The sequence below is a fragment of the Nocardioides marmoribigeumensis genome (assembly GCF_031458325.1).
GTDB lineage: Bacteria > Actinomycetota > Actinomycetes > Propionibacteriales > Nocardioidaceae > Marmoricola_A > Marmoricola_A marmoribigeumensis.
In genome coordinates this window covers 31,740-57,728 of record NZ_JAVDYG010000001.1, presented here as the reverse complement: position 1 = coordinate 57,728, position 25,989 = coordinate 31,740, and the positions used below count along the sequence as shown (strand labels likewise).

Annotated in this window: 23 protein-coding genes; 12 read left to right on the top strand and 11 right to left on the bottom strand. The window is 73.2% G+C overall.

Annotation, left to right across the window (positions count from 1 at the left end):
• Positions 1–348 precede the first annotated feature (348 nt).
• The 3 genes from J2S63_RS00225 to J2S63_RS00215 are packed head-to-tail and all read right to left on the bottom strand — an operon-like array spanning position 349 to position 1,383.
• Positions 349–672 carry a hypothetical protein gene (locus J2S63_RS00225; protein WP_310297020.1) on the bottom strand — a complete coding sequence of 108 codons (324 nt, stop codon included), beginning with the start codon at positions 670–672 and terminating at the stop codon, positions 349–351.
• A 28-nt stretch (positions 673–700) separates the two neighbouring features.
• Positions 701–1,177, bottom strand: a complete 477-nt coding sequence (locus tag J2S63_RS00220; protein WP_310297018.1) for an NUDIX domain-containing protein — start codon at positions 1,175–1,177, stop codon at positions 701–703.
• Positions 1,174–1,383, bottom strand: a complete 210-nt coding sequence (locus tag J2S63_RS00215) for an antitoxin (RefSeq protein WP_310297015.1) — start codon at positions 1,381–1,383, stop codon at positions 1,174–1,176. Before J2S63_RS00215 ends, J2S63_RS00220 begins: the two co-directional genes overlap by 4 nt.
• Positions 1,384–1,447: 64 nt before the next feature.
• Between J2S63_RS00215 and miaA the strand changes: the two genes are divergently transcribed.
• From miaA to hflX, 4 genes are all read left to right on the top strand, one after another.
• Positions 1,448–2,386, top strand: a complete 939-nt coding sequence (gene miaA, locus J2S63_RS00210; protein ID WP_310297011.1) for a tRNA (adenosine(37)-N6)-dimethylallyltransferase MiaA — start codon at positions 1,448–1,450, stop codon at positions 2,384–2,386.
• An 80-nt stretch (positions 2,387–2,466) separates the two neighbouring features.
• Positions 2,467–2,928: an SRPBCC family protein gene (locus tag J2S63_RS00205; protein ID WP_310297009.1), complete on the top strand. Its 462-nt coding sequence runs from the start codon at positions 2,467–2,469 to the stop codon at positions 2,926–2,928.
• Positions 2,925–3,794 carry a diaminopimelate epimerase gene (gene dapF, locus J2S63_RS00200; RefSeq protein ID WP_310297007.1) on the top strand — a complete coding sequence of 290 codons (870 nt, stop codon included), beginning with the start codon at positions 2,925–2,927 and terminating at the stop codon, positions 3,792–3,794. The genes J2S63_RS00205 and dapF overlap by 4 nt, the downstream gene beginning before the upstream one ends.
• A gap of 24 nt (positions 3,795–3,818) precedes the next feature.
• Positions 3,819–5,336: a GTPase HflX gene (hflX, locus tag J2S63_RS00195; RefSeq protein ID WP_310297004.1), complete on the top strand. Its 1,518-nt coding sequence runs from the start codon at positions 3,819–3,821 to the stop codon at positions 5,334–5,336.
• A gap of 6 nt (positions 5,337–5,342) precedes the next feature.
• Here hflX and J2S63_RS00190 read toward each other — a convergent pair whose 3' ends face one another.
• Positions 5,343–5,828, bottom strand: coding sequence for a hypothetical protein (locus J2S63_RS00190; protein WP_310297001.1), 486 nt, complete (start codon positions 5,826–5,828; stop codon positions 5,343–5,345).
• Between the two features lie 98 nt (positions 5,829–5,926).
• Between J2S63_RS00190 and J2S63_RS00185 the strand changes: the two genes are divergently transcribed.
• From J2S63_RS00185 to J2S63_RS00175, 3 genes are all read left to right on the top strand, one after another.
• On the top strand, positions 5,927–7,735 hold the full coding sequence (locus tag J2S63_RS00185) for a DUF2207 domain-containing protein (protein WP_310296999.1): 1,809 nt from the start codon (positions 5,927–5,929) through the stop codon (positions 7,733–7,735).
• A gap of 71 nt (positions 7,736–7,806) precedes the next feature.
• Complete coding sequence (locus J2S63_RS00180; protein WP_310296996.1) at positions 7,807–8,367, top strand: LemA family protein; 561 nt, start codon at positions 7,807–7,809, stop codon at positions 8,365–8,367.
• Positions 8,368–8,454: 87 nt separating this feature from the next.
• The gene (locus J2S63_RS00175) at positions 8,455–10,575 is read left to right on the top strand and encodes an ATP-dependent DNA helicase (RefSeq protein WP_374725092.1); all 2,121 of its coding nucleotides are present in this window, start codon (positions 8,455–8,457) and stop codon (positions 10,573–10,575) included.
• Here J2S63_RS00175 and J2S63_RS00170 read toward each other — a convergent pair.
• Positions 10,562–12,226, bottom strand: coding sequence for an MXAN_6640 family putative metalloprotease (locus tag J2S63_RS00170; RefSeq protein ID WP_310296992.1), 1,665 nt, complete (start codon positions 12,224–12,226; stop codon positions 10,562–10,564). The two genes, J2S63_RS00175 and J2S63_RS00170, sit on opposite strands and share 14 nt — an antisense overlap.
• Positions 12,227–12,332: 106 nt before the next feature.
• A complete protein-coding gene (gene lexA / locus J2S63_RS00165) occupies positions 12,333–13,061 on the bottom strand; it encodes a transcriptional repressor LexA (protein WP_310296989.1) in 729 nt (242 codons plus the stop codon).
• Between the two features lie 319 nt (positions 13,062–13,380).
• Here lexA and J2S63_RS00160 point away from each other — a divergent pair, with 319 nt between their 5' ends.
• On the top strand, positions 13,381–13,791 hold the full coding sequence (locus tag J2S63_RS00160) for a LysM peptidoglycan-binding domain-containing protein (protein WP_310296986.1): 411 nt from the start codon (positions 13,381–13,383) through the stop codon (positions 13,789–13,791).
• 106 nt (positions 13,792–13,897) lie between these two features.
• On the opposite strand, the gene J2S63_RS00155 is transcribed toward J2S63_RS00160, so the two are convergent.
• Complete coding sequence (locus tag J2S63_RS00155) at positions 13,898–14,680, bottom strand: lysoplasmalogenase (protein WP_310296984.1); 783 nt, start codon at positions 14,678–14,680, stop codon at positions 13,898–13,900.
• 595 nt (positions 14,681–15,275) lie between these two features.
• Between J2S63_RS00155 and nrdR the strand changes: the two genes are divergently transcribed.
• The 4 genes from nrdR to J2S63_RS00135 all read left to right on the top strand — a co-directional run bounded on the left by nrdR (position 15,276) and on the right by J2S63_RS00135 (position 22,114).
• Positions 15,276–15,758 carry a transcriptional regulator NrdR gene (gene nrdR / locus J2S63_RS00150; RefSeq protein ID WP_310296982.1) on the top strand — a complete coding sequence of 161 codons (483 nt, stop codon included), beginning with the start codon at positions 15,276–15,278 and terminating at the stop codon, positions 15,756–15,758.
• A gap of 147 nt (positions 15,759–15,905) precedes the next feature.
• Complete coding sequence (locus tag J2S63_RS00145; RefSeq protein ID WP_310296980.1) at positions 15,906–18,767, top strand: vitamin B12-dependent ribonucleotide reductase; 2,862 nt, start codon at positions 15,906–15,908, stop codon at positions 18,765–18,767.
• Positions 18,768–19,098: 331 nt separating this feature from the next.
• Positions 19,099–20,649 carry an AMP-binding protein gene (locus J2S63_RS00140; protein WP_310296977.1) on the top strand — a complete coding sequence of 517 codons (1,551 nt, stop codon included), beginning with the start codon at positions 19,099–19,101 and terminating at the stop codon, positions 20,647–20,649.
• Between the two features lie 4 nt (positions 20,650–20,653).
• On the top strand, positions 20,654–22,114 hold the full coding sequence (locus J2S63_RS00135) for a hypothetical protein (RefSeq protein ID WP_310296974.1): 1,461 nt from the start codon (positions 20,654–20,656) through the stop codon (positions 22,112–22,114).
• Between the two features lie 4 nt (positions 22,115–22,118).
• Here the strand turns inward: J2S63_RS00135 and J2S63_RS00130 are convergent, their stop codons facing one another.
• From J2S63_RS00130 to J2S63_RS00115, 4 genes are read right to left on the bottom strand one after another with little or no spacing between them, the layout of a single operon-like run.
• Positions 22,119–22,418 (bottom strand): metal-sensitive transcriptional regulator, encoded by a 300-nt coding sequence (locus J2S63_RS00130; protein WP_310296971.1) that lies wholly within the window; start codon positions 22,416–22,418, stop codon positions 22,119–22,121.
• Between the two features lie 23 nt (positions 22,419–22,441).
• Positions 22,442–24,760: a heavy metal translocating P-type ATPase gene (locus tag J2S63_RS00125; protein ID WP_310296969.1), complete on the bottom strand. Its 2,319-nt coding sequence runs from the start codon at positions 24,758–24,760 to the stop codon at positions 22,442–22,444.
• Positions 24,757–25,698 carry a DUF8832 domain-containing protein gene (locus tag J2S63_RS00120; protein ID WP_310296966.1) on the bottom strand — a complete coding sequence of 314 codons (942 nt, stop codon included), beginning with the start codon at positions 25,696–25,698 and terminating at the stop codon, positions 24,757–24,759. Before J2S63_RS00120 ends, J2S63_RS00125 begins: the two co-directional genes overlap by 4 nt.
• Positions 25,695–25,907 (bottom strand): heavy-metal-associated domain-containing protein, encoded by a 213-nt coding sequence (locus J2S63_RS00115; protein ID WP_310296963.1) that lies wholly within the window; start codon positions 25,905–25,907, stop codon positions 25,695–25,697. Before J2S63_RS00115 ends, J2S63_RS00120 begins: the two co-directional genes overlap by 4 nt.
• Positions 25,908–25,989: the final 82 nt, after the last annotated feature.

The window sequence follows — 25,989 nt, the reverse complement described above, 5'->3', positions numbered from 1 at the left end:
GGGGGCCCTCGACCGCGTCGGGGATCTTCAGGACAGCCGCCTCGTCGAGGACTCGTCCGACGCCCGGGGACGCGATCTCCGCGACGGTGACCGCGACCAGCACGTCCGCGTCACGCCAGACCAGGTTGCGCTGGTCCCACACCGCACCGCCACCACCGGGCTCGCCCACGGTGGTGCGGAGGGCGATGGCCGCCGTGGTGACCGCCAGGAGCAGAGCCGCTCACACGCTCCGGCGCCTCAGGTGCTGGGTCATGGAGACCACGTTCTCTGTCTCCAGGCTCCCGCTGAGCCGCGGTGCAGGCAACCGTCACCGCGGTGGGGTCCACCACAGTCGGGGGAGGGTGCCGGTCAGTCCGGTGCCTCGGTGCCCTCGTCCTCCTGCGGCTCCTCGTCCTCGGCGGTGTCGTCGTGCTTGTCGGCGTCCGCGCCGGGCTTCTGGATCTCGTCGGGGACCTGGTCCTCGTCGGTCTGGGCGGAGAGCGGCTGGTCGCGGGTGACGAGGTCGTCGGCCTCGCCACGGCCCACGTCGGACTCGTTGACGTCGGCGTCCGCTCCGCCGGGCGCGGTCGGGATGTCGTCGACCTGGGCCTCGGGGAGGTCCTCGGGGTCGTTGTTGAGGAAGTCCTTGAGGTCCTCGGTGGTCTCCGGCTTGTCCTTCTTCTCGTCGCTCACGACTGGGATCGTGCCCGACCGGGCAGGCTCAGAAACCGAGGCTCAGCACGGGCGGGAGGTCGCCGGAGGCCAGCAGCCGCAGGACGTGCTCCTCGTGCGGCACGACCGGCGACGGCAGCTCGTCGAGGGTGAACCAGCCCAGCCGCTCGCACTTGGCCGGCTCCCGGACCGTCGGCTCGCCGACCCACCGTGACGCGGTGAGGAAGAAGTCCACCCGCTGCTCGATCGGGTCGGGGTTGCCGGGCTCGGTGCGCTGCAGGGCGCACAGCGGACGCAGGTCCTCGGTCGCGAGCTGGATGCCGAGCTCCTCCTCGGCCTCGCGGGCGGCCGCGACCGCGACGGACTCGCCGTACTCCACGTGGCCGGCGGCCCCGGAGGCCCAGTGGTGCGGCATGTACGACGCCCCGGCGCCCCTGAGCTGGAGGAGCACCGCGGTGCCCCGCTCCGCGGGTCGGGTGAGCAGCAGGTAGGCGGCCGGGACGACCTGGAAGCGGGGGAGGCTCACCGGTTGCGGATGTCGTCGTCCTTGCCGTCGAGACCGTCGAGGTAGTCCTTGGCCCGGTCACCGGCCTGGTCGAGCTGGTCGCCGTGCTTGCCGCCGGTGCGCTTGTCGACCTGCTCCAGACCCTTGTCCACCGCGTCGCCGACCTTGTCGCCGCCCTTGTCCACGGCGAGCTCGGCCGCAGCCTTCGCCTTGTTGAGGAACCCCATCGCGATCTCCTTCAGCTCGGTGCTGGACGTCGACCCAACCTAGCGCGATGGGAGAATCGCGGGCGTGTCCGACGGCTCCTCGCACCTGCCGGTCGTGGCCCTCGTCGGCCCGACCGCGGTGGGCAAGTCCGAGCTGGCGCTGCGCCTGGCCGAGGAGCTCGACGGCGAGGTGGTCAACACCGACGCGATGCAGCTCTACCGCGGGATGGACATCGGGACCGCCAAGCTCACCGTGGAGGAGCGGAGAGGGGTCCCGCACCACCTCCTCGACGTGCTCGACGTGCGGGAGCCGGCGTCGGTCGCGGAGTTCCAGCGGTGGGCGCGCGACGCCGTCGCCGAGATCCGCGGGCGGGGGAGGCTCCCGGTGCTGGCCGGCGGGTCGGCTCTCTACACCCGGTCGGTCGTGGACCGCTTCGAGTTCCCCGGGACCGACGCCACGGTGCGGCGCGCGCTGGAGGAGCGGCTCGAGGCCGAGGGGCCCGAGGCGTTGCACGCCGAGCTTGCCCGGACCGACCCGGAGGCCGCGGAGCGCATCCTGCCGACCAACGGCCGCCGCGTCGTACGCGCCCTCGAGGTGGTGCAGCTGACCGGCCGCCCGTTCAGCGCGAGCCTCCCGCGGCTGGAGTACGCCGACCCGCTGACCGTCCAGGTGGGGCTCGACTGCGACCGGGCGACCCTCGACGAGCGCATCGCCGTGCGGGTCGACCGGATGTGGGAGCAGGGGCTCGTGGCCGAGGTCGAGCGGCTCGTCGGCGAGGGGCTGCGCGAGGGCCGGACCGCCCGGTCCGCGCTCGGCTACGCCCAGGTGCTCGACCTGCTCGACGGCCGGTTCGACGAGGCGGAGGCGCGGCGGTCGACGGTGCAGAGCACCCGTCGGTTCGTGCGGCGGCAGGAGAGCTGGTTCCGCAAGGACCCCCGCATCTCGTGGGTCCCGTGGACCGACCCGCTCCCGGCGGCGGTCGCGGTGGTGCGGGCGACCATGCGAGGAGCCGCGTCGGGCTAGTCGGCGGCCTGTCCGTCCCTCTACGTCGTGGTGGACCTGATGCTCGGGACGCTCTGAGAGGACCGACTAGCCTTTCTGGCATGGCCGACAAGAACTTCACCGTCGAGCGGGAGCGGACCATCTCCGCTCCCGCCGACGTCGTCCGCGCCCAGCTCGTCGACTTCCACCGGTGGAAGGCCTGGTCGCCGTGGGAGGACACCGACCCGCAGCTGCACCGCGCCTACTCCGGGCCCGACTCGGGCGAGGGCGCGCGCTACGCGTGGAGCGGCAACCGCAAGGCAGGCGCGGGGAGCATGGAGATCACCCACGTCTCGGACGACCGGGTCGAGGTGGACCTGGAGTTCACCAAGCCCTTCGCCTCCAAGAACGTCACCGCCTTCCTGCTGGAACCGCAGGGCGACGCCACTCGGGTGACCTGGCGGATGACCGGTCCTCGACCGCTCCTGATGCGCCTGATGGGCCCGTTCCTCGACATGGACAAGCTCGTCGGCAAGGACTTCGACAAGGGACTGGCCGGCCTCGAGGCGGCGGCGAGGGCGTGAGGTTCCTCAAGGGGCACGGGACCGAGAACGACTTCGTCCTGCTGCCCGACCACGACGGGGCCCTCGGGTCGCCGTCGCCCGACCTCGTGCGCGCCCTGTGCGACCGCCACGCCGGCCTCGGCGCCGACGGGGTGATCCGCGTCGTGCGCACCACGGCCACCGACGACCCCGCCGCGGTCGCCGCGCGCGAGGAGGCCGAGTGGTTCATGGACTACCGCAACTCCGACGGGTCGCTGTCCGAGATGTGCGGCAACGGGGTGCGCGTGCTCGGCCGCTACCTCGTGACTCGCGCCGGGGCGTCGTACGACGAGCCGCTGGCGGTCGCGACGCGGGGCGGCACCAAGCTGCTGCGGTTCGAGGACGGCCCGGACGGGCCGGTCACCGTCGACATGGGCGCCCCCGTGGTGGGCGGCTCGACCTGGGTCGCGCTGGGGGAGCGCCGCTGGGAAGCCCGCACGGTGTCGATGGGCAACCCCCACGCGGTCGCGTTCCTCGACGCCGGCGAGACGCTCGACGGGCTGTCCGCACCCGGGCTGCCCCTCAGCCCGCCGGCGTACGACGAGGGGGCCTACCCCCAGGGCGTCAACGTCGAGCTCGTGGTCGACCGTGGTGAGAGCCACGTGGCGCTGCGCGTGCACGAGCGCGGGTCGGGGGAGACCCGCTCCTGCGGCACCGGCGCGTGCGCGGTCATGGTCGCGGCCGCGGTCCGCGACGGTCGCGCCCCGGGCGACGCCCCGGCGTACGCCGTCGACGTGCCGGGCGGCCGGCTGGAGATCACCTGGGTGCGCGACGCCGACGGCGAGCGCGTGCTCATGACCGGGCCCGCGGTCCTCGTGGCGGAAGGTAATTGGCTCGCCACGCGTTGACGGTGGTGCGACCCTTGGAGGCATATGACGACGCAGCGCAACGAGCAGGCCGAGCCCGACCTCGTGGACGACCACCTGACCGACCCGACCGACCAGACCGAGCTGGACGACGACGACTGGGAGTCCGGCTACGCCGACGACCGGGTCTCCGCCGACGGTGACGACCCCGAGGAGGACCTCACCACCGGTGAGTGGGACCTCGAGGCCCGCTTCGCGCTCAAGCGCGTCGGCGGCCTGCGCACCGAGCTCGAGGACATTACCGAGGTCGAGTACCGCCAGCTCCGGCTGGAGCGCGTCGTGCTCGTCGGGGTCTGGACCGAGGGCAGCGTCGAGGACGCCGAGAACTCCCTGGCCGAGCTCGCCGCCCTCGCCGAGACCGCTGGGTCCGAGGTGCTCGAGGCGATCTACCAGCGCCGTCAGAAGCCCGACCCCGCGACGTTCATCGGCCGCGGCAAGGTCGAGGCGCTCAAGGAGATCGTCGAGCACACCGGGGCCGACACGGTCATCTGCGACGGCGAGCTGGCGCCCAGCCAGCTGAGGAACCTCGAGGACAAGGTCAAGGTCAAGGTCGTCGACCGGACCGCCCTGATCCTCGACATCTTCGCCCAGCACGCCAAGTCGCGTGAGGGCCAGGCCCAGGTCGAGCTCGCACAGCTCAGCTACATGAAGCAGCGCCTGCGTGGCTGGGGCGGCAACCTGTCCCGCCAGGCCGGTGGCCGCGTCGCCGGCGGTGCGGGCATCGGTGGCCGCGGTCCCGGTGAGACCAAGATCGAGACCGACCGGCGCCGGATCAACACCAAGATCGCCAAGCTGCGCAGGGAGCTGGCGCACATGCGCACGACCCGCGACACCAAGCGGGCCGAACGCCGTCGCCACGCGATCCCCGCGGTCGCGATCGCCGGCTACACCAACGCCGGCAAGTCCTCGATCCTCAACCGGCTCACCGGCGCCGGCGTCCTGGTCGAGGACGCGCTGTTCGCCACGCTCGACCCGACCACCCGCCGTACGACGACGTCCGACGGGCGGGTCTACACCCTCTCCGACACCGTCGGGTTCGTCCGCCACCTGCCCCACCAGCTGGTCGAGGCGTTCCGGTCCACGCTCGAGGAGGTCGCCGACGCCGACCTGATCGTGCACGTGGTCGACGGGTCGCACGCCGACCCCGAGGGCCAGCTGGCCGCGGTGCGCGAGGTGTTCGCCGAGATCGAGGCGTCCCAGGTGCCGGAGCTGGTCGTGATCAACAAGGCCGACCGGGCCGACCCCCTGGTGCTGGCGCGCCTGCGGGCCTCCGAGCCGCACAGCGTCGTGGTGTCGGCCAGGACCGGTGAGGGCATCGAGGCCGCGCTGGCCGCGGTCGAGGCCGACCTGCCGCGACCGGGGGTGGCGTTCGAGGCGCTGCTGCCCTACGAGCGCGGCGACCTGCTCAACCGCATCCACACCGCCGGCGAGGTCGAGCACCTCGAGCACACCGGGGACGGCACGGTCGTGCGCGGCCGGGTCAACGAGGACCTGGCCGGCGAGCTGGCCCCCTACCTGGTCTGAGCCGGGCTACTTCGGGGGCGGCTCGCCGCCCTCGCGTCGGAGCTTCTCGTCCTGGATCGGCGCGGGCTTGGGCTCCCCGCTCGTGGCGAGCTTGCCGTGGTCCCAGGTCCGGTTGTCGTCGTCGGCCTGCTCGGGGGCGTTGCCCTCGTGGCCGGCGAAGTCCGGCTGGGAGACGTCGGCACCCCCGAAGTGGCCGAGCGAGACGTCCTTGCCCCCGTCGGTGCGCGGGTGCTGGGCCGTGGTGCGCTCGCTGCTGACGCCCCAGTCGCCCTCGAGCCCCTCGGGGCCGGTGCTCGCCGGGTTGGACGCCTCGTTCTCGAACGGCACGGCCTCGTGGTCCGACGGGTCTTCCATCGCCGACTCGGCCGCATCGAGCGAGGCGTGGGGACGGGCGTCCTCGGTCGCCCGGACGATCGGGTCCGTGGAGACCTCGCCGAGCTGGTCCTGGACCGCCTTCTCGGAGGCGGTCGGCTCGTCGTTCTCCTCGCCCATCAGGGACTCCTTCGCATCGGCACGGCTGTGTCGGACACGTGCCCGCGGTGAGGGTCGACAAACCCGGCCGGGCCGGTGCGGGGTCCTAGAGTGCGGGCATGGCCGGGTCGTCGCGTGGGGTCCCACGTCTGCTCAGGGCGGTGCCCGCCACCGTCGTCGCGGTCCTGCTGACCGCCGGACTCCTGCTCTGGCCGTGGCTGGCCGCCATGGACCCGCAGGAGGGCGGCTCCGGTCCCGACCCGGTTCGCATCACCGACTACCGGGCCGACTTCACGCTGGCGCGCGACGGTGTCCTCCGGGCGACCGAGACGATCACCGCGTTCTTCCCACCCGGCCGGCACGGCCTGTTCCGCTACTGGGACGTCCGGGACCGCGCCGACGCCCACGTCCGGCTGGTCCCTCGGCACATCGTCGTCACGCGCGACGGGCACGACGAACCCGTCGCGCTGTCCTGGCAGCGCAGCCGCCTGCTGCGGGTGGCCCGCATCGGCGACGCCGACACGGTGCTCCCGACCGGCACCCACGTCTACACCATCCGGTACGACGTCCCGGGCGCGCTCGGCCCCCGCGACGCCGCCTCGGGCAGCGGCTCCTGGGTCGCCGACGGGTCCGCGGGCTCGGCCTTCGTCTGGGACCTCCTGCCGTCGGGGTGGCCGATGGACATCGACCGCGCCCGTCTCCGTGTCCGGCTGCCCGTCGCGCCGGACGAGACGGCCTGCCTCGTCGGGGACGGCCAGCGACCCTGCGAGGTCAGGCGCTCGGGCTCCGAGGTCACCGTCACCGCGTCCGCGCTCCCGCCCAACACCCGCGTCGCCCTGCGTGCCGAGCTGCCGCTGTCCGCGCCCGACCGCGTCACCGTGCCGTGGGGGAGCGAGTGGGACGGCGTGCTGGGCCGCTCCACCCTCTGGCTCGGCGTCCTGCTCCTGCTCGCCGCCGCCGGCCTCGCGCTCGGCCGCTGGTGGGCCGGTCGCGCCGCCGAGGAGGACCCGGGCCGGCCGGTCATGTACGCCCCGCCCGAGGGGCTCGGCCCGGTCCAGGCCTACTTCGTCGCCCACGAGCGGGTCCCCGGCGACGCCCTCGTCGCGACCCTGCTGCACCAGGCCGAGCGCGGCCTCACCACGCTCGAGCCCGCTGGCACCAAGCACTGGCGCATCGAGGGCCGGGGCACCCCCCAGCAGTGGATGGAGGCCGACCCGGTGAGCCGCCTGGTGGCCGACCGGCTCGGCATCACCAGCCAGGGCACGATCTTCGAGGCCGACGGGTCGGTCGCCGCCGGCCAGACCCTCCAGGCGCTGCAGAAGGAGCTCGGCGGCGTCACCAAGCAGTGGGCGGTCAACGACGGGCTCCTCGTGTCGGCCGGGTCCGAGCGGCTCCACCAGGTGCTCGTCGTCGTCGCGGCCCTCGTCGGGATCGTGCTGGCCGTCACCCACCCGTTCGGCCTCACGATGGTGGCGCTCCCCTTCCTCGCCGTGGTGATCGGCGGGGCCGGGCTCCTCACGACCGGCGTCGGCACCCGTCGTACTCCCCAGGGACGGGAGGTGTGGGCGCGCTCCGCCGGGTTCCGCCGCCTGCTGTCGACACCCTCGTCCGAGGTGCGGTTCGACTTCAGCGCCCAGAGGGAGCTCTACACCGCCTACATCCCCTATGCGGTGGCCTACGGCTGCGCGGACGCCTGGGCGGAGAAGTACCGCCGGGCGATGGGCGAGCCGCCGCCCGACCCCACCTGGCTGCCGGTCGCCTCCGGCGGTGGCGGCTGGCTGGGCGGAGACGGTGGCGGGCTGGGCTCGTTCGAGTCCTCTCTCTCGTCCTCGATCAGCGCCTACCAGGCCACGCAGTCCTCGTCCTCGGGCGGAGGAGGGGGCGGCGGCTTCAGCGGCGGCGGTGGTGGCGGCGGGGGCTCCTGGTGAGGGGCACACCGGACTGAGAGAGTGGGCCCACACACGTGGGGCGGCGCCCGGCCGCCCGGAGGAGGGGACCGATGGTCGTCGCTGTGGTCGTCGTCGTGGTGCTGGTGCTGCTCGGCATCTTCTTCGTCGTCGGGTTCAACCGCCTGCGCCGTCAGGACGTCTCGGTCGACGAGGCCGAGGGCGGGATCGACGTCCAGCTCACCCGGCGCGCCGACCTGATCCCCAACCTGGTCAACACGGTCAAGGGCTACGCCGCGCACGAGAAGTCGGTCCTCGAGGAGGTCACCGCGGCCCGCACCGCCGTCCAGCAGGCGACCACGTCGGGCAGCGTGCCGGACAAGGCCGCTGCGGAGGCGCGCCTGGACAAGGCCATCGTCGACGTGATGGCGGTCGCCGAGGCCTACCCCGACCTCAAGGCGTCGGCCAACTTCCTCCAGCTCCAGCAGCAGCTGGCCGACACCGAGAGCCAGCTGGCGTTCGCGCGGCAGTTCTACAACGACGCCGCGGCCCAGCTCAACGCCTCGGTCGCGACCATCCCGTGGATGTTCTTCAGCGGCGTCGCCGGCGTGGGCAGGCGTGAGTTCTACGACGCCCCCGCGGGCCAGGAGACCCCGCCGACCGTCCAGTTCTGACCTGGCGTCCGACCGGCGCGCCGACGGTTCACCCGGCCCTGGGGACGGCGTACGACGGTTGTCCCCACGGCTGGTTAGCCTGTGCCGGTGCCAGTCGACCCCGCCCTCGAGCCGGACCTCGCGCCCCTGCCGGACGCGCCACTGGAGGACCCGGTCGCCGACCCCGGCACCGCGACCGAGGCCCCGACCGTGCGCGCGGTCCTCGAGGCGGCGGTCGCCGGTCTCGGCGGCCAGGAGCGTCCGGGCCAGGTCGCGATGGCCGAGGCCGTGGCCGCCGCGATCCGTGACCACACCCACCTCCTGGTCCAGGCAGGGACGGGCACCGGCAAGTCGTTGGGCTACCTCGTCCCCGCCCTGCTCCACCCCGAGCGGGTCGTGGTGGCGACCGCGACGCTCGCGCTCCAGCACCAGCTCGTCGAGCGCGACCTCCCGGCCCTCGCCGACGCGGTCGCGGAGGTCCTCGGCGGGCGCCCGTCCTTCACCGTGCTCAAGGGCCGGTCCAACTACGCCTGCCTGCACCGCGTGCGCGAGGGCGTGCCCGACGACCAGGGCACGCTGGCGCTGACCCTCCCGGCGGGTTCCCTCGGCTCGGAGGTCGTGGCGCTGCGCGAGTGGGTCGAGGAACAGGCGAGCAGCGGCGGCACCGGTGACCGCGACCACGCCCCGCGTCACGCCGAGCGAGTCTGGCGGCAGGTGTCGGTCTCGGCGCGGGAGTGCCTGGGCGCCTCCTCGTGCTCGTTCGGGGACGAGTGCTTCGCCGAGCGTGCCCGCGACAAGGCGGCCCGCTCCCGCCTCATCGTCACCAACCACTCGATGCTCGCCATCGACGCCATCGACGGCGTGCCGATGATCCCCGACTACTCCGTGGTCGTGGTCGACGAGGCCCACGAGCTCGCCTCTCGCGTGACCCAGGCCTCGACCGACGAGCTGACGCCGACCCAGGTCGAGCGGGCGGCCAAGCGGGCCTCGCGCCACGTCGAGGACGCGGCCGTCGACCAGCTCTACGAGGCCGCCGACGCCCTCACCGACGCCCTGGCCACCTGCCGGGCCGCGCGCCTCGACCCCGTGCCCGACGACATCGCCACGGCACTGGCGCTGACCCGCGACGCCGCCCGCGAGGCGGTCTCCGCGTTCCCCAAGGAGTCACCGGACTCCGGTGACGCCGCGGCGGCCAAGCAGGCCCGCGCCTGGTGCCAGGAGGTCTTCGACGCAGCCGAGCGCATGGCCGCCGGCTCCTCGCGCGATGTGCTGTGGAAGACCGAGCGTGAGCGCCAGCGGGGCGGCGACATGCTCAGCGTGGCCCCGCTCGACGTCTGGGGGCCGCTGCGTGACGGGCTGCTGGCCGACAACACGGTCGTGTTCACCAGCGCCACGCTCAAGCTCGGGGGCGACTTCGACGCGGTGGCCTCCGGTCTCGGGCTCCGGGCCGACGAGCGCCGCCCCCTGCCCCCGGCCGACGAGGCCGGCTCCGGCGCCGACAGCGACGCCCGGGACGGCGGGGAAGACGGGGCCGAGGACGAGACCGAGGACGGGCGTCAGCCCTGGCGCGGGCTCGACGTCGGGTCACCGTTCGACTACCCCCGCCAGGGGATCCTCTACGTCGCGCGGCACCTCCCGCGGCCGGGCCGGGACGGGCTCGGCGAGGCCCAGGTGGCCGAGATCGCCGACCTGGTGGACGCCGCGGAGGGACGCACGCTCGGACTGTTCTCGAGCCGTCGCGCCGCCGAGACCGCAGCGGAGGCGATCCGCGAGCGGCTTCCGCACCTCACGGTCCTGGCGCAGGGCGACGCCCAGCTGCCCGACCTCACCGCCCAGTTCGTCGGCGACCCCCACACGTGCCTGTTCGGCACGCTGGGCCTCTGGCAGGGCCTCGACGTGCCCGGCGACACCTGCCAGCTGGTGATCATCGACCGGATCCCGTTCCCCCGGCCCGACGACCCGCTCATGTCCGCGCGTCAGCAGGCCGCGGACCGCGCGGGACGCAACGGCTTCCTCAGCGTGGCGGCCACCCACGCCGCCCTGCTGCTGGCGCAGGGGTCGGGCCGCCTCATCCGCACCACCACCGACCGCGGCGTGGTGGCGGTGCTCGACCCCCGGCTGCAGGGGATGGGATACAGCGGGTTCCTGCGCAGCTCACTCCCGCCGATGTGGTCGACGACCGACAAGGCGACGGTGCTGGCGGCGCTGCGGCGGCTCAGCGCTCCCTGACGGTCGCCTGGAAGTAGGTCTTGAGGCCGTTGTCCAGCGGGGTGCCCTGGCAGGACAGCAACGTGGCGCGGTTGCAGGCGTAGCGCTGGCCGGCGTTGGTCAGGGTCAGCTCCACCCGCCTGACGTGGCCGTAGCGGAACTGGGCGGTCGCCACGCCGTTGCCGTACTTGTCGAGCGGGACCCAGCGGCGCGTGCGCTTGCCGGCGCCCGTGCCGTCGTCGACGACGACCGAGATCTGGGCGCGAGCGCCGCGCGCGTAGCTGGGGGCGTTGACCGGGATGCGCACCACCCACCCGGCGGCGGTCAGGTCGGAGCCGGGGAGGAGCACGACCGTGTAGTTGGTCATGTGCGCCATCGTGGCGACCTTCTCACCGGTGCTCGTGACCGATCCGGACAGCCTGTAGCGGCTCACCGCGGGCGCCGTCGGGTAGTGCTGCTGCTCTCCCTCGGTGTAGGCGTCGCGGGGGTGACGGTTGGCCTCGCCGAAGCGGGCGAAGACGTTGGCCAGGCTGTTGCCGCGCGCGGCGACCGCCCGGCCGAGCGCGCGCATCGAGTAGGTGCGGGGGTAGGCCCAGGTGTAGGCCTGCGCCCGACGCCAGACGTCGCGCACCACCAGCGGCAGGCCGGTGCCACCGTCGTCGTCGAAGGTCTCGCTGAGGTAGCGCCAGAAGATCCACGACACGTAGGGCCCGCCCAGGCCGTTGGCCGCCTGGTCCAGCGAACGGGTCGGGGTGGTGAGCTGGCTGCCCTGGAGGTAGCGGACGTTGTCGTTGACGTCGGTGTAGATCTCGTCCTCCATCCACATCGCCGTGCCCTCCATGAACCAGTCGTCCTCGTCGACGTCGTAGGCGAACTGGACGGCGTGGAAGAACTCGTGGGCAGCGGTCACCTCGAGATTGGCCGTGACGGTCTGGCTGGCCCCGAACTGGTCGGGGGAGAAGTCGTTGTCCAGGACGCAGTAGCCCGAGGCCGAGCGGCCGGAGGCCATGCCCTCGGGAGCGCAGTAGCCGAACAGGCCGTCGTCGCCGATGTCGGCGAGGTAGACGTCGAGCCGGTTGTCGCCACCGCGACCGCGGTCGGGGCGTGGTGCGCGATAGCCGCCCTGGGTGACGATGCGGTCCCAGACGTGCTCCATCACCTGCTTGGTGAGGGCGACCTGGCCACGTGAGGCCTTGTCGGACGTGCTGGTCACCCGCCACACGCACACGTGCGTGGAGCAGGAGCGCCGGGGCTTGACGCGGTAGCCGTCGCCGTTGGGGTCGTTGACGCCCTGGGACGGCCGAGCCAGGACCGAGCGGGCCGCCGCCCGGTCGCCGGGGTCGAGGTAGCGCAGCCCGACCTTGAGGGCACGCAGGGTGAGGGTGAAGTCGGATCGGTCGCCGACGGGACGGGCCGGCGCCGGGCGACCCGCAGCGAGCCGGTGCTGGGCCCGGTCGAGGGCCGCCTCGGCGGCGCGTCGCCCGGCGTTCCAGGTGGAGACGCGGGCACTGGCCGCGGCGCCCGCCTCACGCAGGGTGGCGCCGACGCCGACGCCGACCTGGGCGGTCGTCGCTGCGTCCGCGGGGCCGGCGGCCAGGCTCGCCAGGCCCAGCGGGGTGGCGAGGGCCAGGGCGGTGACGGTCGCGGCGAACCGGGAACGCAGAGGGGGCACGAGACGTCCTGGGTGCGGGGATCGGGGTGCCGGCCGCGCGGGCCGGGGCGGTCCGGAGCGGACCGCCGCCAAGCCTATGTCAGAACCCGTGTCCGGAGCGGGACCTTCAGACCCGACGCAGGACGGTGGTGACCTTGCCCAGGATCGTCGCGTGCGTGCCGTCGATGGGCTCGTAGGCCTCGTTGTGGGGGAGCAGCCAGACGTGGCCGTCCTTGCGCTGGAAGGTCTTGACGGTGGCCTCGCCGTCGAGCAGGGCCGCCACGATGTCGCCGTTGTCGGCGGTGGCCTGCTGGCGCACCACGACGTAGTCGCCGCTGCAGATGGCAGCGTCGAGCATCGAGTCGCCCACCACCTCGAGGAGGAACAGCGTGCCCTCGCCGACCAGCTCGCGGGGGAGCGGGAAGACCGACTCGACCCGCTCCTCGGCGAGGATCGGACCGCCGGCGGCGATGCGCCCGACGACCGGGACGTAGGCAGGGGTCGGCTGGGCGTCGTCGATGCCGGTCTCGTCGATCCCGCCCTCGGGCACCTCGGGCTCGGCCGGGCCGGCGACGGTCAGCGCGCGGGGCCGGTTGGGGTCACGACGGATGAAGCCCTTGTCCTCCAGCGTGCGGAGCTGGTGGGCGACCGAGGAGGAGCTGGTCAACCCGACCTTCTCGCCGATCTCGCGCATGCTCGGCGGATAGCCCCGGGTCTGGAGCGACTCCCGGATCACGGTCAGGACCCGCTGCTGTCGGGGGGTGAGCCCCGAGGCGTCGGGAGGCCCGTCGGGCAGCTCGCTCACGTTGGAGCGTCCTCGTGAGGGGGTCGTCGCGCTGCGCTCCTTGCGCTCCATGAGCTCCGCCTTCCAAGCCGGTGTGGTGTCGGGATGACGGGGCCCACGCTATGCCCAGCGACCGACCGAGTTCAAACACGTGTTCGAACGCGGCGTGTCGACCGCGCGCGGCGGCGTGGTGGGCCGCCCTCCCCGCCCGGTGTCGAACATCTGTTCGGCCCAGCCCTTGCGCGATGCTGCTCGCCCCCCTATCTTCGATCACATGTTCGATCGAACATGCGTTCGACGGACAGCTTCACGGAAATGTCGGTGGGCGCGGTTGGACTGCTCCTGACGCCGAGAAGCCAGGCGACAGGGGTCGCAGAGCAAGGAGGACACGATGAGCACGATGGTGATCGCAGGAGGCCGCCGCACGGTGGCGAGCCGTCCGGTCCCGCAGGTCCGGGTGGGCCAGGTCCGCCAGGTCCGCCAGGTCCGGCCCGTGGAGACCGACCGGGCCCCGGTCCGGCTGACCCGGCGCGGGCGTCTGGTGCTCACGCTGGTCCTGACCGTGATGGTGGTCCTCGGCCTGCTCGCGGCGGGTGGCGCGTCCTTCGCGACGCGCGAGGCGGGCGACCCGCAGCCCATCCGCACGGTCGAGGTGGAGCGGGGGCAGACGCTGTGGGGGATCGCCGCGACGATCGCCGAGCCCGGCGAGGTCCGCGACATGGTCTACACGATCGAGCGGCTCAACTCGCTCCCGGACGCGACCCTCACCGAGGGTCAGGTCCTGGCGGTCCCGCGGGGCTGACGAGCCCGGGACCCCCGATCCGCCACCGGCTCCCTCGACCCGGGTCGGTGGCACGGGCAGGCCGTGGAGCGGGGCCCTCGCACGTGCCCCGCTCCACGGCGGCCCCTCACGAGGGCCCACCGGGGCCGTGCCCCCTCAGGGCGGCTGCCACGCCGGCGGCGATGAGGCCCTGTCCGGCGGTGTAGGTCGCCATGACCACGGCGTCCGACCGCGGGGTCGGTGAGCTCAGCACGAATCGGCGCAGCGCGATGGTCGCGTCAGAGGCGAGGAAGGTCGCCGTGCCGACGACCACGGTGCGGCGCGCGCTCGGTGCGACGTCGTCGCCCAGGCGGGAGGAGGTGGCGACCATCGACGACAGGATCCCGGCGTACGCCACGACCGGCGCGCGGAGTGCGGGTGCGCGGCGTCCCGCGGCCCAGGCCAACGCCGGCCCCAGGGTCGCGAACGTGGCGGCCGCGGCCTTCGTGCCGGTCAGGTGGCTGCGGTCGTGCCGGGGGCGCGCCCTGCTGGCGAAGGCGGTGACGTAGGCGATGTGGGCACCGAAGAACGACCCCAGGCCGGCGAGGAAGGCCCGCTCGCCCTGGCCGAGGAGGGCGACGTCCCCGGCCCCGGACAGGGCCTGGGCGACGAGGGTCCCGCGGCGCAGCACGGAGGCCTCCTGGGGGGTCGCCAGCGAGAAGGCGCTCGCCAGCGCCGGCATGAGCAGCGGCTTGGTGAGCCTGCGCCACCGGCGCACCGACGGGTCGGCGTGGCCGGCCAGCCGGGTGTCAACCAGGGCCAGCGCGGTGTACGCCCGCGCGGCTGCGAGCGCCTGCGGGTGCCGCAGGAGCGGCCGGGCCGGGGCGCTGGGTCGGGACGGATGCGGAGGGGCCGGGGGAGAGGGGGTCACGGGAGGCATCCTGCCGACTGCGGGCGCTCCGCGTCCTCAGGTCCAGGACCAGCGCCTGGACGGTAGCGAGGGTGAGGGCGGCGCCCAGCCCCCCGCCGACCAGGGCGACCGCGGCGGGCAGCCAGCTGGTGGGTCGTCCGGTCAGCGCGGCCTCGGCGAAGTGGGCGACCCCGACCACCTGGACCAGCGTGATCGCGACCAGGACCGCGGTGGCCGTCACGAGCGCTGCGCGGGTGACGCCGCGGCGGTGGCGTGGGACGTGGGCGGGCTTGCGAGGCACCGGGTCATTGTGCCGTGCGATGTGCCGTGCGCGGTGTCGTGCGAGGCCGCTCGCGACACGCGACAGGCCCGATCTGCGAGGAGGGTTGCGCCCGTCCGCAACTGGGCGTACGTTCTCCCCCACATCTAGTAGTTACACGGCTGTAGTTCTCCACAGATAGTGGTTACTACTCCACATGATCTGGCCAGTTCTCCCCACGTTCCACACACCTCCGTCCACAGGCAGGGGAGGGGAGCAGGCCGAGACCCCCGCCCCGCGCCACCCCGTCAGCAGCCGTCAGCACCCCGTCACCCGTCCCCCGGGAGGAGGCCTCCGATGCACTGTCCGTTCTGCCGCCACACCGACACCAGGGTCCTCGACAGCCGGGTCAGCGAGGACGGCGGCGCGATCCGCCGCCGGCGCACGTGCTCGGAGTGCGCCCGCCGCTTCAGCACCGTCGAGCAGATGCAGCTCGTGGTGGTCAAGCGCTCCGGAGCCACCGAGCCGTTCACCCGCGACAAGGCGATCGCGGGGGTGCGCAAGGCCTGCAAGGGGCGCCCGGTCACCGAGGACCAGCTGGCCCGGCTCGGGCAGCGCGTCGAGGAGGCCCTGCGCGGCGCGGGCTGGGCCGAGGTGCCTGCCCACGAGGTGGGGATGGCGATCCTCGAGCCGCTCAGCGCCCTGGACGAGGTGGCCTACCTCCGCTTCGCCAGCGTCTACCGCGCCTTCGAGTCCGCCGACGACTTCGAGTCCGAGATCGCCGAGCTGCGCTCCCGTGCCTGCGGCGACCCGCTCCACGCGGCCGGGGCGCCCACCTGAGACCACCCTGGCGCGTCGTGGGGAAGCGGCGCGCCGGGGTGTACCACCTGCTTCTCCCCACCGCACGACCAGAGCACCACAGCACGACAGCACGACCGGAATGAGCAGACAGCCACCACGGTTCCATCAACGGAGAGGGACAACGGCATGACAGAGACGGTGAACAGCCCCGCCAAGCAGCGCGGCGCACGCAAGTCAGGCATCAAGATCGAGCGGGTGTTCAGCACCGAGGGCGTGCACCCCTACGACGAGGTGACCTGGGAGCGTCGCGACGTCGTGCAGACCAACTGGAAGACCGGAGAGGCGGTCTTCGAGCAGCGCAACGTCGAGTTCCCCGAGTTCTGGTCCGTCAACGCCTCGACGATCGTCACCACGAAGTACTTCCGCGGCGCGGTCGGCACCGACGAGCGCGAGTCCAGCCTGCGTCAGCTGATCGACCGCGTGGTGCACAAGTACCGCGAGGGCGGGGAGGCCCACGGCTACTTCACCAGCCTGGCCGAGGCCGAGCTGTTCGAGCACGAGCTCACCTGGCTGCTGCTGCACCAGTACTTCTCGTTCAACTCCCCGGTGTGGTTCAACGTCGGCACGCCTGCCCCGCAGCAGGTCTCCGCGTGCTTCATCCTCTCGGTCGACGACTCGATGGACTCGATCCTCAACTGGTACAAGGAGGAGGGCTTCATCTTCAAGGGCGGCTCCGGTGCCGGCCTCAACCTCTCCCGCATCCGCTCCTCCAAGGAGCTGCTCTCCTCCGGTGGCACCGCGTCGGGCCCGGTCTCCTTCATGCGTGGTGCCGACGCCTCCGCCGGCACGATCAAGTCCGGCGGCGCGACCCGCCGCGCGGCCAAGATGGTCGTCCTCGACGTGGACCACCCCGACATCGAGGAGTTCGTCGAGACCAAGGCGCGCGAGGAGAACAAGATCCGCGCGCTGCGCGACGCCGGGTTCGACATGGACCTGGGCGGCCGCGACATCACCTCCGTGCAGTACCAGAACGCCAACAACTCGGTCCGCGTCTCCGACGAGTTCATGCGTGCGGTGGAGAACGGCACGTCGTTCGACCTGCGCGCCCGCATGACCGGCGAGTCGATCGAGCAGGTCGACGCCCGCGAGCTGTTCCGCAAGATCGCGGTGGCGGCGTGGGAGTGCGCCGACCCGGGCCTGCAGTACGACGACACGATCAACGACTGGCACACCAACCCCGAGACCGGCCGCATCACCGCCTCCAACCCCTGCTCGGAGTACATGTCGCTGGACAACTCCTCGTGCAACCTGGCCTCGCTCAACCTGCTCAAGTTCCTCAAGGACGACGACACCTTCGACGCGCCGCTGTTCGCCAAGGCCGTCGAGCTGATCATCACCGCGATGGACATCTCGATCTGCTTCGCGGACTTCCCGACCGAGTCGATCGGCAAGACCACCGTCGACTACCGCCAGCTCGGCATCGGCTACGCCAACCTCGGCGCGCTGCTGATGGCGATGGGCCTGGGCTACGACTCCGACGGCGGCCGGGCGATGGCCGCGGCGATCACCAGCCTGATGACCGGCACCTCCTACAAGCGGTCCGCCGAGCTCGCCGCGGTGGTCGGTCCCTACGCCGGCTACGCCCGCAACGCCGACGCCCACAAGCGGGTCATGCGCAAGCACCAGGCCGCCAACGACTCGGTGCGCACGATCCACTCCGGCGACCACCAGGTCCACGAGCTCGCGACGAAGGCGTGGGCCGAGGTGATGCGCCTCGGTGAGCGCAACGGCTTCCGCAACGCGCAGGCCTCGGTGCTCGCACCCACCGGCACCATCGGCTTCATGATGGACTGCGACACCACCGGCATCGAGCCCGACTTCTCGCTGGTGAAGTTCAAGAAGCTCGTCGGCGGCGGCTCGATGCAGATCGTCAACCAGACCGTGCCCCGGGCCCTGCGCAAGATGGGCTACCAGGAGGAGCAGGTCGAGGCGATCGTCGAGTACATCGCCGAGCACGGCCACGTCATCGACGCCCCCGGCCTGCGCCAGGAGCACTACGAGGTCTTCGACTGCGCCATGGGTGCGCGGGCGCTGGCCCCGATGGGCCACGTGCGGATGATGGCGGCCTGCCAGCCGTTCCTCTCCGGTGCGATCTCCAAGACGGTCAACCTGCCGGAGACCGCCACGGTGGAGGAGATTGAGGACATCTACCTCCAGTCATGGAAGCTCGGCCTCAAGGCGACCGCGGTCTACCGCGACAACTGCAAGGTCGGCCAGCCCCTGGCCGACGCCAAGGCCAAGACCGAGCCGGCCGACAAGGCGGAGCCCGAGGCCCGGGTCGTCGAGGTCCACAAGCCGTTCCGCAAGCGCCTGCCCAAGAGCCGCGCGAGCCGCACCACGTCGTTCACCGTGGGCGGCGCCGAGGGCTACATGACCTCGGGGGCGCACGAGGACGGCGAGCTCGGCGAGATCTTCCTCAAGCTCGGCAAGCAGGGCTCGACCCTGGCCGGCGTGATGGACGCCTTCTCGATCGCGGTCTCGATCGGCCTGCAGTACGGCGTGCCGCTGGAGACCTACGTCGCGAAGTTCACCAACCTGCGCTTCGAGCCGTCGGGCATGACCGACGACGCCGACGTGCGGATGGCGCAGTCGATCATGGACTACATCTTCCGCCGTCTGGCGCTGGACTACCTGCCCTTCGACGAGCGCTCGATGCTCGGCATCTACTCCGCGGAGGAGCGCAAGCGCCAGCTCGAGACCGGCTCCTACGAGCCGCTCCCGGAGGTGGAGGAGGTCAGCGAGGTCGAGGCCCTCAAGGACCACGGCGCGGAGGCCGACAAGGCACCCGAGCTGTCCGCGACGGTCGACGTCGAGGCCCCGGCGGCCAAGCCGGCGCCCGAGGGCGCCCACACCAGCGCCGAGCTGATGGAGAAGATCACCGGCACCGCGGTCGACAGCCCGCTCTGCTTCACCTGCGGCACCAAGATGCGGCCCGCCGGCTCGTGCTACGTGTGCGAGGGCTGCGGCAGCACCAGCGGCTGCAGCTGACGGTTGCGGCGTCGTCGATGAGCAGGCCGGCCCGGTTCCCCCTGCGGGGACCGGGCCGGCGCCTGTGTCGGCACCGGCCGCGCGAGCGCGTCGTCCGGCCCGCCCGTGCTCTGGGAGTAGCAGCCCACCCGCGCGCAGCTGGGTGTCGCTGCGGTGACCCTGGTGTGCGGGCTGCTGCTGCACGCACGGGCTCTCGCCCGGCTGGTCCTGCCCTGGCTGGGATGACCCGCCGACCGGCGGGACCGGGCGGTGTGAGCGCCGTCGGGCCGCGTCGCGGTCGCTACGATCGTCCGATGGGCGATGCCTCCTCCCCGACCCGATACCGGGCGCGATGACCAGCGCCCACCACCTGGCGCTCTCCCCGCTCCACTTCCTCGAGCGAGCCGCGACCGTCTTCCGGGACCGCCCGGCGGTGGTCGACGGCGACCTCCGGCTCACCTACGGCCAGTGGGCGGACCGCCTCGCCCGCACGGTGGCGGCGCTGCGAGCCCACCGGGTGCAGCGGGGTGACCGGGTCGCGGTGCTGGCGCCCAACTCGGCAGGCATGCTCGACGCGCACTTCGCGGTCCCCGGTGCGGGCGCGGTGCTCGTGCCGCTCAACACCAGGCTGACGGCCGCGGAGCTGAGCTGGATCATCGACCACAGCGGAGCCTCGCTGCTGCTGGTGCACCCGGACTGCGCGGACCTGGCTCGCGACCTGCAGGTCTCGTGCGCCCTGCTCGGCTTCGACGAGCTCGGTGAGGAGCTCGCGCTCACCGAGCCGAGCAGCTGGCACACCGCTGACGAGGACGACCTGCTCTCGATCAACTACACCTCGGGCACCACCGGGCGCCCCCGCGGCGTGGTCTACCTGCACCGGGGAGCCCACCAGCAGGCGCTGGCGATGGTGGCGCACGGCCGGCTGGGCGCCGACACCCGGCACCTGTGGACGCTGCCGATGTTCCACTGCAACGGCTGGGCCTTCGTCTGGGCAGTCACCGCCGCCGGCGGCACCCACGTCTGCCTCCCTCGCCCGGATGCCGGCGAGGTCTGGCGGCTGCTGGACACCGAGGCGATCACCGGCTTCAACGCTGCTCCCACGGTGCTGCACGACATCGCCGCCCACCCCTCCGCCCGAGCCGGCCGCCCGGTGCGCGTGGGCACCGGGGGAGCGCCGCCGTCGCCGACCCTGCTCGGGGCCCTCGCCGAGCTGGGCATGGACGTCACCCACTACTACGGGCTCACCGAGACCTACGGGCCGTCGCTCGTGTGCGAGTTCCCGGCCGAGCTGGCGTCGGCGAGCATCCGCGAGCAGGCCGCGTTCAAGGCGCGCCAGGGCAACTGCAACATCGCCGGCGTCCCCGTGCGAGTGGTCGACGACCAGGGCCACGACGTGCCCGCCGATGCCCGCACCATGGGCGAGGTGGTGGTGCGCGGCAACACGGTGGCGGCGGGCTACTACCGGGACCCGGAGGCGACGGAGCGAGCCTTCGGAGGAGGGTGGTTCCGCACTGGCGACCTGGCCGTCATGCACCCCGACTCCTACCTCGAGCTGCGCGACCGGTCGAAGGACATCATCATCTCGGGCGGGGAGAACGTCTCCTCGATCGAGGTGGAGCAGGTGCTCCAGCGCCACCCCGACGTCGCGGAGGTCGCCGTGGTCGCGATGGCGCACGAGCGCTGGGGCGAGGTGCCCGTCGCCTTCGTGACCCTGCGCCCTGGTGCCAGCGAGGACCCGGAGTCGCTGATCGCCTTCGCCCGGGAGCACCTCCCCGGCTTCAAGACGCCCAAGGCGGTCCACTACGGCGACCTGCCCAAGACCAGCACCGGCAAGATCCAGAAGGTCGAGCTGCGCTCCCGGCTCGCGGGCCCTTCCGACGGCCAGGCCGGTCCTGGACGATAGGTGGATGGCTGAGGACGAGCAGGGCGTGGTCTTCCCGGCCGACGCGCAGGGACGACGCAGCACCTCCGACGTGGGACGCGCGGTGGTCGCCGACGCGCTGCGGCCCGTCGACCCCACCGGGGCGGCGGCCGCCGAGCGGGAGACCGCCTGGCGCTCGGGCTACCTCACCCACTACCGCCGCCTGGTCGAGGCCGGGCTGTCCGGGCCGGAGCAGGCGACCTCCCTCGCCCGTGCCGGCCTGGACTCGGTCAGAGACCGCATGCGGGTCGCGGCGCCCGGCGGCGAGGTGAGCCTCGCCGACTGGCCCGACGACGGTGAGCAGCTGGACGCCGTGGAGGTCGAGGGCACGGGGGATCGGGTCGAGGAGCTGGTGCTGCCCTACCGCGGGCAGCGGCTGCGCGGGCCGGAGATCCGGCGGCGGCTGGAGGACTGGCTCGCGGACGGCGTGGTCGAGCCCAGCGTGGTCGAGTCGGTGGACCTCGTCCTCGAGCACCCGGAGTGGCTGCGCCTCGAGGGCCACACGGTGGCGGTGCTCGGCGCCGGGGCCGAGATGGGTCCGCTGCCCTCCCTGCTGCGGTGGGGCGCACGCGTCGCGGCCGTCGACCTCGACCGGCCCGAGGTCTGGAAGCGGCTGGTCGCCCTCGCGCAGGACGGTGCCGGGACCCTCGTCGTGCCCGTGCCGCAGGGGCACGACGGTGCCCTCGACGAGGTGGCAGGCGTGGACCTGCTGGCCGGCGTACCCGCGCTCGAGCGGTGGCTGGGGGAGCAGCCCGGCCGGCTCGTGCTGGGCAACTACGTCTACGCCGACGGCGGTGCCTTCGCGCGCCTCTCGGTGGCCGTGGACGAGCTCACCACCCGCCTCGCCCGCTCGCACGACGACCTCGCGCTCGCCTTCCTGGCCACCCCCACCGACGTCTTCGTCGTCCCCGGCGAGGCGGTCGACCATGCCACCGCGGCGTACGACGGCCGCTCGGGCCGGGCGAAGACGCTCGCGCGGCCGCTCCGCACGCTCAGCGGCGGGCGGCTGCTGCAGCGGCAGTACGTCCCGGGCACCTCACCGGGCGTCAACGACTCCCTGGTGCCGCAGCAGGGGCCGAACTACGCCCTCGCCAAGCGGCTCCAGCGCTGGCGGGCCACGGTCGCGCGCCGCGACGGCGGCCTGGTCTCGATGAACGTCGCGCCGCCGACCCGCACCCGCTCGGTGGTGAAGAACCGCGCGCTCGCCGCGGCGTACGCCGGCGCCCACCGCTTCGGCGTCGAGGTCTTCGAGCCGGCGACCTCCAACGTGCTGATGGCCGCGCTCCTGGTGCACGACCTGCACACCGGCGGGGGCCCGGCGCACGAGCACCCCTGGCAGGACGAGGCCTACGCCGCCGCTCACGGTGGCCTGTGGCGCAGCGCCTACGCGCAGCGCAGCGCGCTCGGTCTGGCCGCGGTGCTGGGGTACGGCGCGACGCGCGCCTGAGCCGTCAGGAGCGCACCAGGCGGGCGATCGCGTCCGAGGCTTCCTTGAGCTTCTCCTCGGCCGCCGGGCCGCCCTCGACCGCCGCGTCCAGCACGCAGTGGCGCAGGTGGTCGTCGAGCAGCCCGAGGGCGACCGACTCCAGCGCCTTGGTGAGCGCGCTGACCTGGGTGAGGATGTCGATGCAGTACTTCTCCTCCTCGACCATCCGGTGGATGCCGCGGGCCTGGCCCTCGATGCGCTTGAGCCGCGCGAGGTAGCGGGCCTTGTCGGAGATGTAGCCGTGGTGCGGGTGAGCGGTGGTCATGGAGGTCTCTCTTCCGGAACGGGTCAGGCGTCTACGGGCTGGGCGGGGCGGGGCACAGGGGCGGCCACGACGGCCTGGGAGTCCGAGGCACGGCTCCGGAAGGAGCGCAGCCGCAGGCTGTTGCCGACGACGAAGACGCTGGAGAACGCCATCGCCGCGCCGGCGAGCATCGGGTTGAGCAGGCCGAGGGCGGCCAGCGGGATCGCGGCCACGTTGTAGCCGAACGCCCAGAACAGGTTGGTCCTGATCGTCCCGAGCGTCCTGCGGGACAGGCGGATCGCGTCGGCGGCGCTGCGCAGGTCGCCGCGCACCAGGGTGAGGTCGGCGGCCTCGATGGCCACGTCGGTGCCGGTGCCCATCGCCAGGCCCAGGTCGGCCTGGGCCAGGGCGGCGGCGTCGTTGACGCCGTCGCCGACCATGGCGACGACCTTGCCCTCCGCCTGGAGCCGCGAGACCACGTCGACCTTGTCCTGGGGCAGGACCTCGGCGATGACCTCGGTGATCCCCACCTCTGCGGCGATCTGCTCGGCGACGGTGCGGTGGTCGCCGGTGAGCAGCACCGGGGTCAGTCCCAGGGACCGCAGCTGCGCGATCGCCTCACGGCTGGTCGGCTTCACCTGGTCGGCGACGACGAGCACGCCGCGGGCGGCGCCGTCCCAGCCGACCGCCACTGCGGTCCGGCCCTGTGCCTCGGCGCGCGCCTTGGCCCGGGCGAGGTCGGCGTCGAGGTGCTGCGACCAGTCCTCGAGCAGCGACTCGCGCCCCACCAGGACCGCGTGCCCGCCGACGACGCCCTGGACGCCCCTGCCCTCGAGGTTGGCGAAGTCCTCCGGTGTCGGCAGCGGGCCGACCTCCTCGGCGGCACCCCGTGCGATCGCCTGGGCGATGGGGTGCTCGGAGGCGGCCTCGAGGGCGCCGGCCAGCCGCAGCAGCTCCTCCCGGCGTACGCCGTCGGCGGCGACCGCCTCGACCAGCGCCATCCGGCCGGTCGTGACGGTGCCGGTCTTGTCGAGGACGACGGTGTCGACCCTGCGCGTGGACTCGAGCACCTCGGGGCCCTTGATCAGGATGCCCAGCTGCGCGCCCCGGCCGGTGCCGACCAGGAGGGCGGTCGGCGTGGCCAGGCCCAGCGCGCACGGGCAGGCGATGATGAGGACCGCGACCGCGGCGGTGAAGGCGGCGGTGGCCGGGAACCCGGCGCCGAGCCACGCCCCGAGCGTGACCACGGCGATGCCGATGACGACGGGGACGAAGATCCCCGAGACCCGGTCGGCGAGCCGCTGCACCTGGGCCTTGCCCGACTGGGCGTCCTCGACCAGTCTCGCCATCTGCGCCAGCTGGGTGTCGGAGCCGACGCGCGTCGCCCGCACGACCAGGCGTCCGCCGGCGTTGACGGTGGCGCCGGTGACCGCGTCGCCCTCGCGCACCTCGACCGGGACGGACTCGCCGGTGAGCATGGAGGCGTCGACCGCGGAGGTGCCCGCGGCGACCACGCCGTCGGTGGCGATCTTCTCCCCGGGGCGTACGACGAACTCGTCGCCCACGGCGAGCTCGCCGGTCGGGATGCGGGCCTCGACCCCGTCGCGCAGGACGGCGACGTCCTTGGCGCCCAGCTCGAGCAGCGCGCGCAGCGCCGCCCCGGCACGCCGCTTGGACCGCTTCTCGAAGTAGCGCCCGCCCAGCAGGAACATGGTCACGCCGGCCGCGACCTCGAAGTAGATGTTGGACGCGCCGTCGGTCGGCTCGACCGTCAGCTCGAACGGGTGGGTCATGCCGGGGGTGCCGGCCTCGCCGAGGAACAGGGCGTAGAGCGACCACACGAACGCGGCCAGGGTGCCCATCGACACCAGCGTGTCCATCGTGGCGGTGCCGTGACGCAGGTTGGCCCAGGCGGCCTTGTGGAACGGCCAGGCCGCCCACACCACGACCGGTGCGGCGAGGGTCAGCGACGCCCACTGCCAGTAGTCGAACTGGAGCGCCGGTGCCATCGACATCGCGATCACCGGCACCGCCAGCACCACGGAACCGACCAGCCGTTGGCGCAGTGCGACCAGCTCGGTGTCGGGCCGCTCCTCCTCGTCGGAGGGCTCGGCCGCGGCGGGGCGGGGCAGCGTGGCGGTGTAGCCGGCCTTGGCCACCTCCGCGATCAGCGTCTGCGGGTCGAGCCCCTCGGGGACGTGGACCTGGGCCTTCTCGGTGGCGTAGTTGACCGTCGCGGTCACGCCGTCGAGCTTGTTGAGCTTCTTCTCGATGCGCATCGCGCAGGAGGCGCAGGTCATGCCGCCGATCTCGAGCTCGATGCCGTCGCCCCTTGCTGCGGGCCGGGTGGGTGAGGCGGTCATGGTGTCCTCGCTGGGGTGGTGTCGACCACGAAGGGGGCGGAGTGGACCGTGCCGTCGACGCGGAAGTCCAGGTGGAGCAGGTAGCGGCCCGGGGTCGGGACCTCGGCCATGAACGCCACGTCCGGCCCGGAGGTCTGCCCGGCGCTGGGCTCGTGGCCCTCGGGGTGGACGTGGAGGTAGGCCAGGTCACCCTGGCGCAGGGCGACCAGGTGCCCGAACGCCCCGAGGTAGGGCTGCAAGGTGGTCACCGGCCGCCCCTCGCGCGAGACGGTCAGCGTCAGCGGGGAGGACGTGCCCGCGACCAGGTCCCCGGACAGCTCCACGGTGAAGCCGTCGACGGTCGCCGTGCGCGACGGCGTGGCGGCGACGGGGGTGAACGCGCCCGCCACCTCGACGGTGCGGGTCAGGGTGACCGCGTCCCCGTGCGGGGCGGACGCGGGGACGAAGTCGGCATAGACCCGGTAGGTGCCGGCGGCGTCCCAGCTCCAGGGGAGCGACCAGGTGCCGCGCGCGTCCCTCCTCGGGTGGACGTGGCGGAACTGCGCCCCGTCCGTGCGTACGACGATCAGGTGCAGCTCCTTGCCGTGCTCGGTGACGTAGTCGGTGAGCGGCTGGCCGCGGTCGTCGAGGAGTCGGAACGACAGCCGGCCGGCCTCGCCGGCGCGGCCAGGTGCGGTGACGGGACCGAGCAGGTAACCGTCCTGGGCGCTCCTCACGCCGCGGACCGCCGCTGAGGTCGTGGACCCGGCGGCGCCGTGCCCACCGTGCCCCGCGTCGGGATCCATGCTCGTCTCGCTGCCCATCTCGTGCCCCTGGGCCTGCTCGGTCCACCGGTCCACGGTGCTCTGGGGGACCACGGCGTCCGCGGCGGCGAACGCACCCCCGAACGCCACGGCCAGCCCGCCGGCGTACCACCCGAGACGCGCAGCGGTGTTCATCGCTGTGGCACTGCCTGGTAGCCGGCCTCGTCGACCGCCGCGATCACGGCGTCGTCGTCGAGCGGCCCGGTCGAGGTGACGACCAGCCGGCCGGTCTGGTGGCTGACCTCGACGGCCTGCACGCCGGGGAGCGTCTCGACCTCCTCGCGGACCGACATCTCGCAGTGGCCGCACGTCATGCCGGTGACCTGGTACTCGCTGGTGCTCATCGTGTCTCCTCGGTGCTGGTCGTGGCCTCATGGACAGGATACCCACGTGGGGTATCGGTCGAGTGCAACCGTATACCCCCCA

Coding starts and splice junctions, on each gene's coding strand:
- J2S63_RS00215 (WP_310297015.1), bottom strand. CDS start 1,383: ATGGGGTTCCTCAACAAGGCGAAGGCTGCGGCCGAGCTCGCCGTGGAC.
- J2S63_RS00205 (WP_310297009.1), top strand. CDS start 2,467: ATGGCCGACAAGAACTTCACCGTCGAGCGGGAGCGGACCATCTCCGCT.
- hflX (WP_310297004.1), top strand. CDS start 3,819: ATGACGACGCAGCGCAACGAGCAGGCCGAGCCCGACCTCGTGGACGAC.
- J2S63_RS00190 (WP_310297001.1), bottom strand. CDS start 5,828: ATGGGCGAGGAGAACGACGAGCCGACCGCCTCCGAGAAGGCGGTCCAG.
- J2S63_RS00185 (WP_310296999.1), top strand. CDS start 5,927: ATGGCCGGGTCGTCGCGTGGGGTCCCACGTCTGCTCAGGGCGGTGCCC.
- J2S63_RS00180 (WP_310296996.1), top strand. CDS start 7,807: ATGGTCGTCGCTGTGGTCGTCGTCGTGGTGCTGGTGCTGCTCGGCATC.
- lexA (WP_310296989.1), bottom strand. CDS start 13,061: ATGGAGCGCAAGGAGCGCAGCGCGACGACCCCCTCACGAGGACGCTCC.
- J2S63_RS00160 (WP_310296986.1), top strand. CDS start 13,381: ATGAGCACGATGGTGATCGCAGGAGGCCGCCGCACGGTGGCGAGCCGT.
- nrdR (WP_310296982.1), top strand. CDS start 15,276: ATGCACTGTCCGTTCTGCCGCCACACCGACACCAGGGTCCTCGACAGC.
- J2S63_RS00145 (WP_310296980.1), top strand. CDS start 15,906: ATGACAGAGACGGTGAACAGCCCCGCCAAGCAGCGCGGCGCACGCAAG.
- J2S63_RS00140 (WP_310296977.1), top strand. CDS start 19,099: ATGACCAGCGCCCACCACCTGGCGCTCTCCCCGCTCCACTTCCTCGAG.
- J2S63_RS00135 (WP_310296974.1), top strand. CDS start 20,654: ATGGCTGAGGACGAGCAGGGCGTGGTCTTCCCGGCCGACGCGCAGGGA.
- J2S63_RS00130 (WP_310296971.1), bottom strand. CDS start 22,418: ATGACCACCGCTCACCCGCACCACGGCTACATCTCCGACAAGGCCCGC.
- J2S63_RS00125 (WP_310296969.1), bottom strand. CDS start 24,760: ATGACCGCCTCACCCACCCGGCCCGCAGCAAGGGGCGACGGCATCGAG.
- J2S63_RS00120 (WP_310296966.1), bottom strand. CDS start 25,698: ATGAACACCGCTGCGCGTCTCGGGTGGTACGCCGGCGGGCTGGCCGTG.
- J2S63_RS00115 (WP_310296963.1), bottom strand. CDS start 25,907: ATGAGCACCAGCGAGTACCAGGTCACCGGCATGACGTGCGGCCACTGC.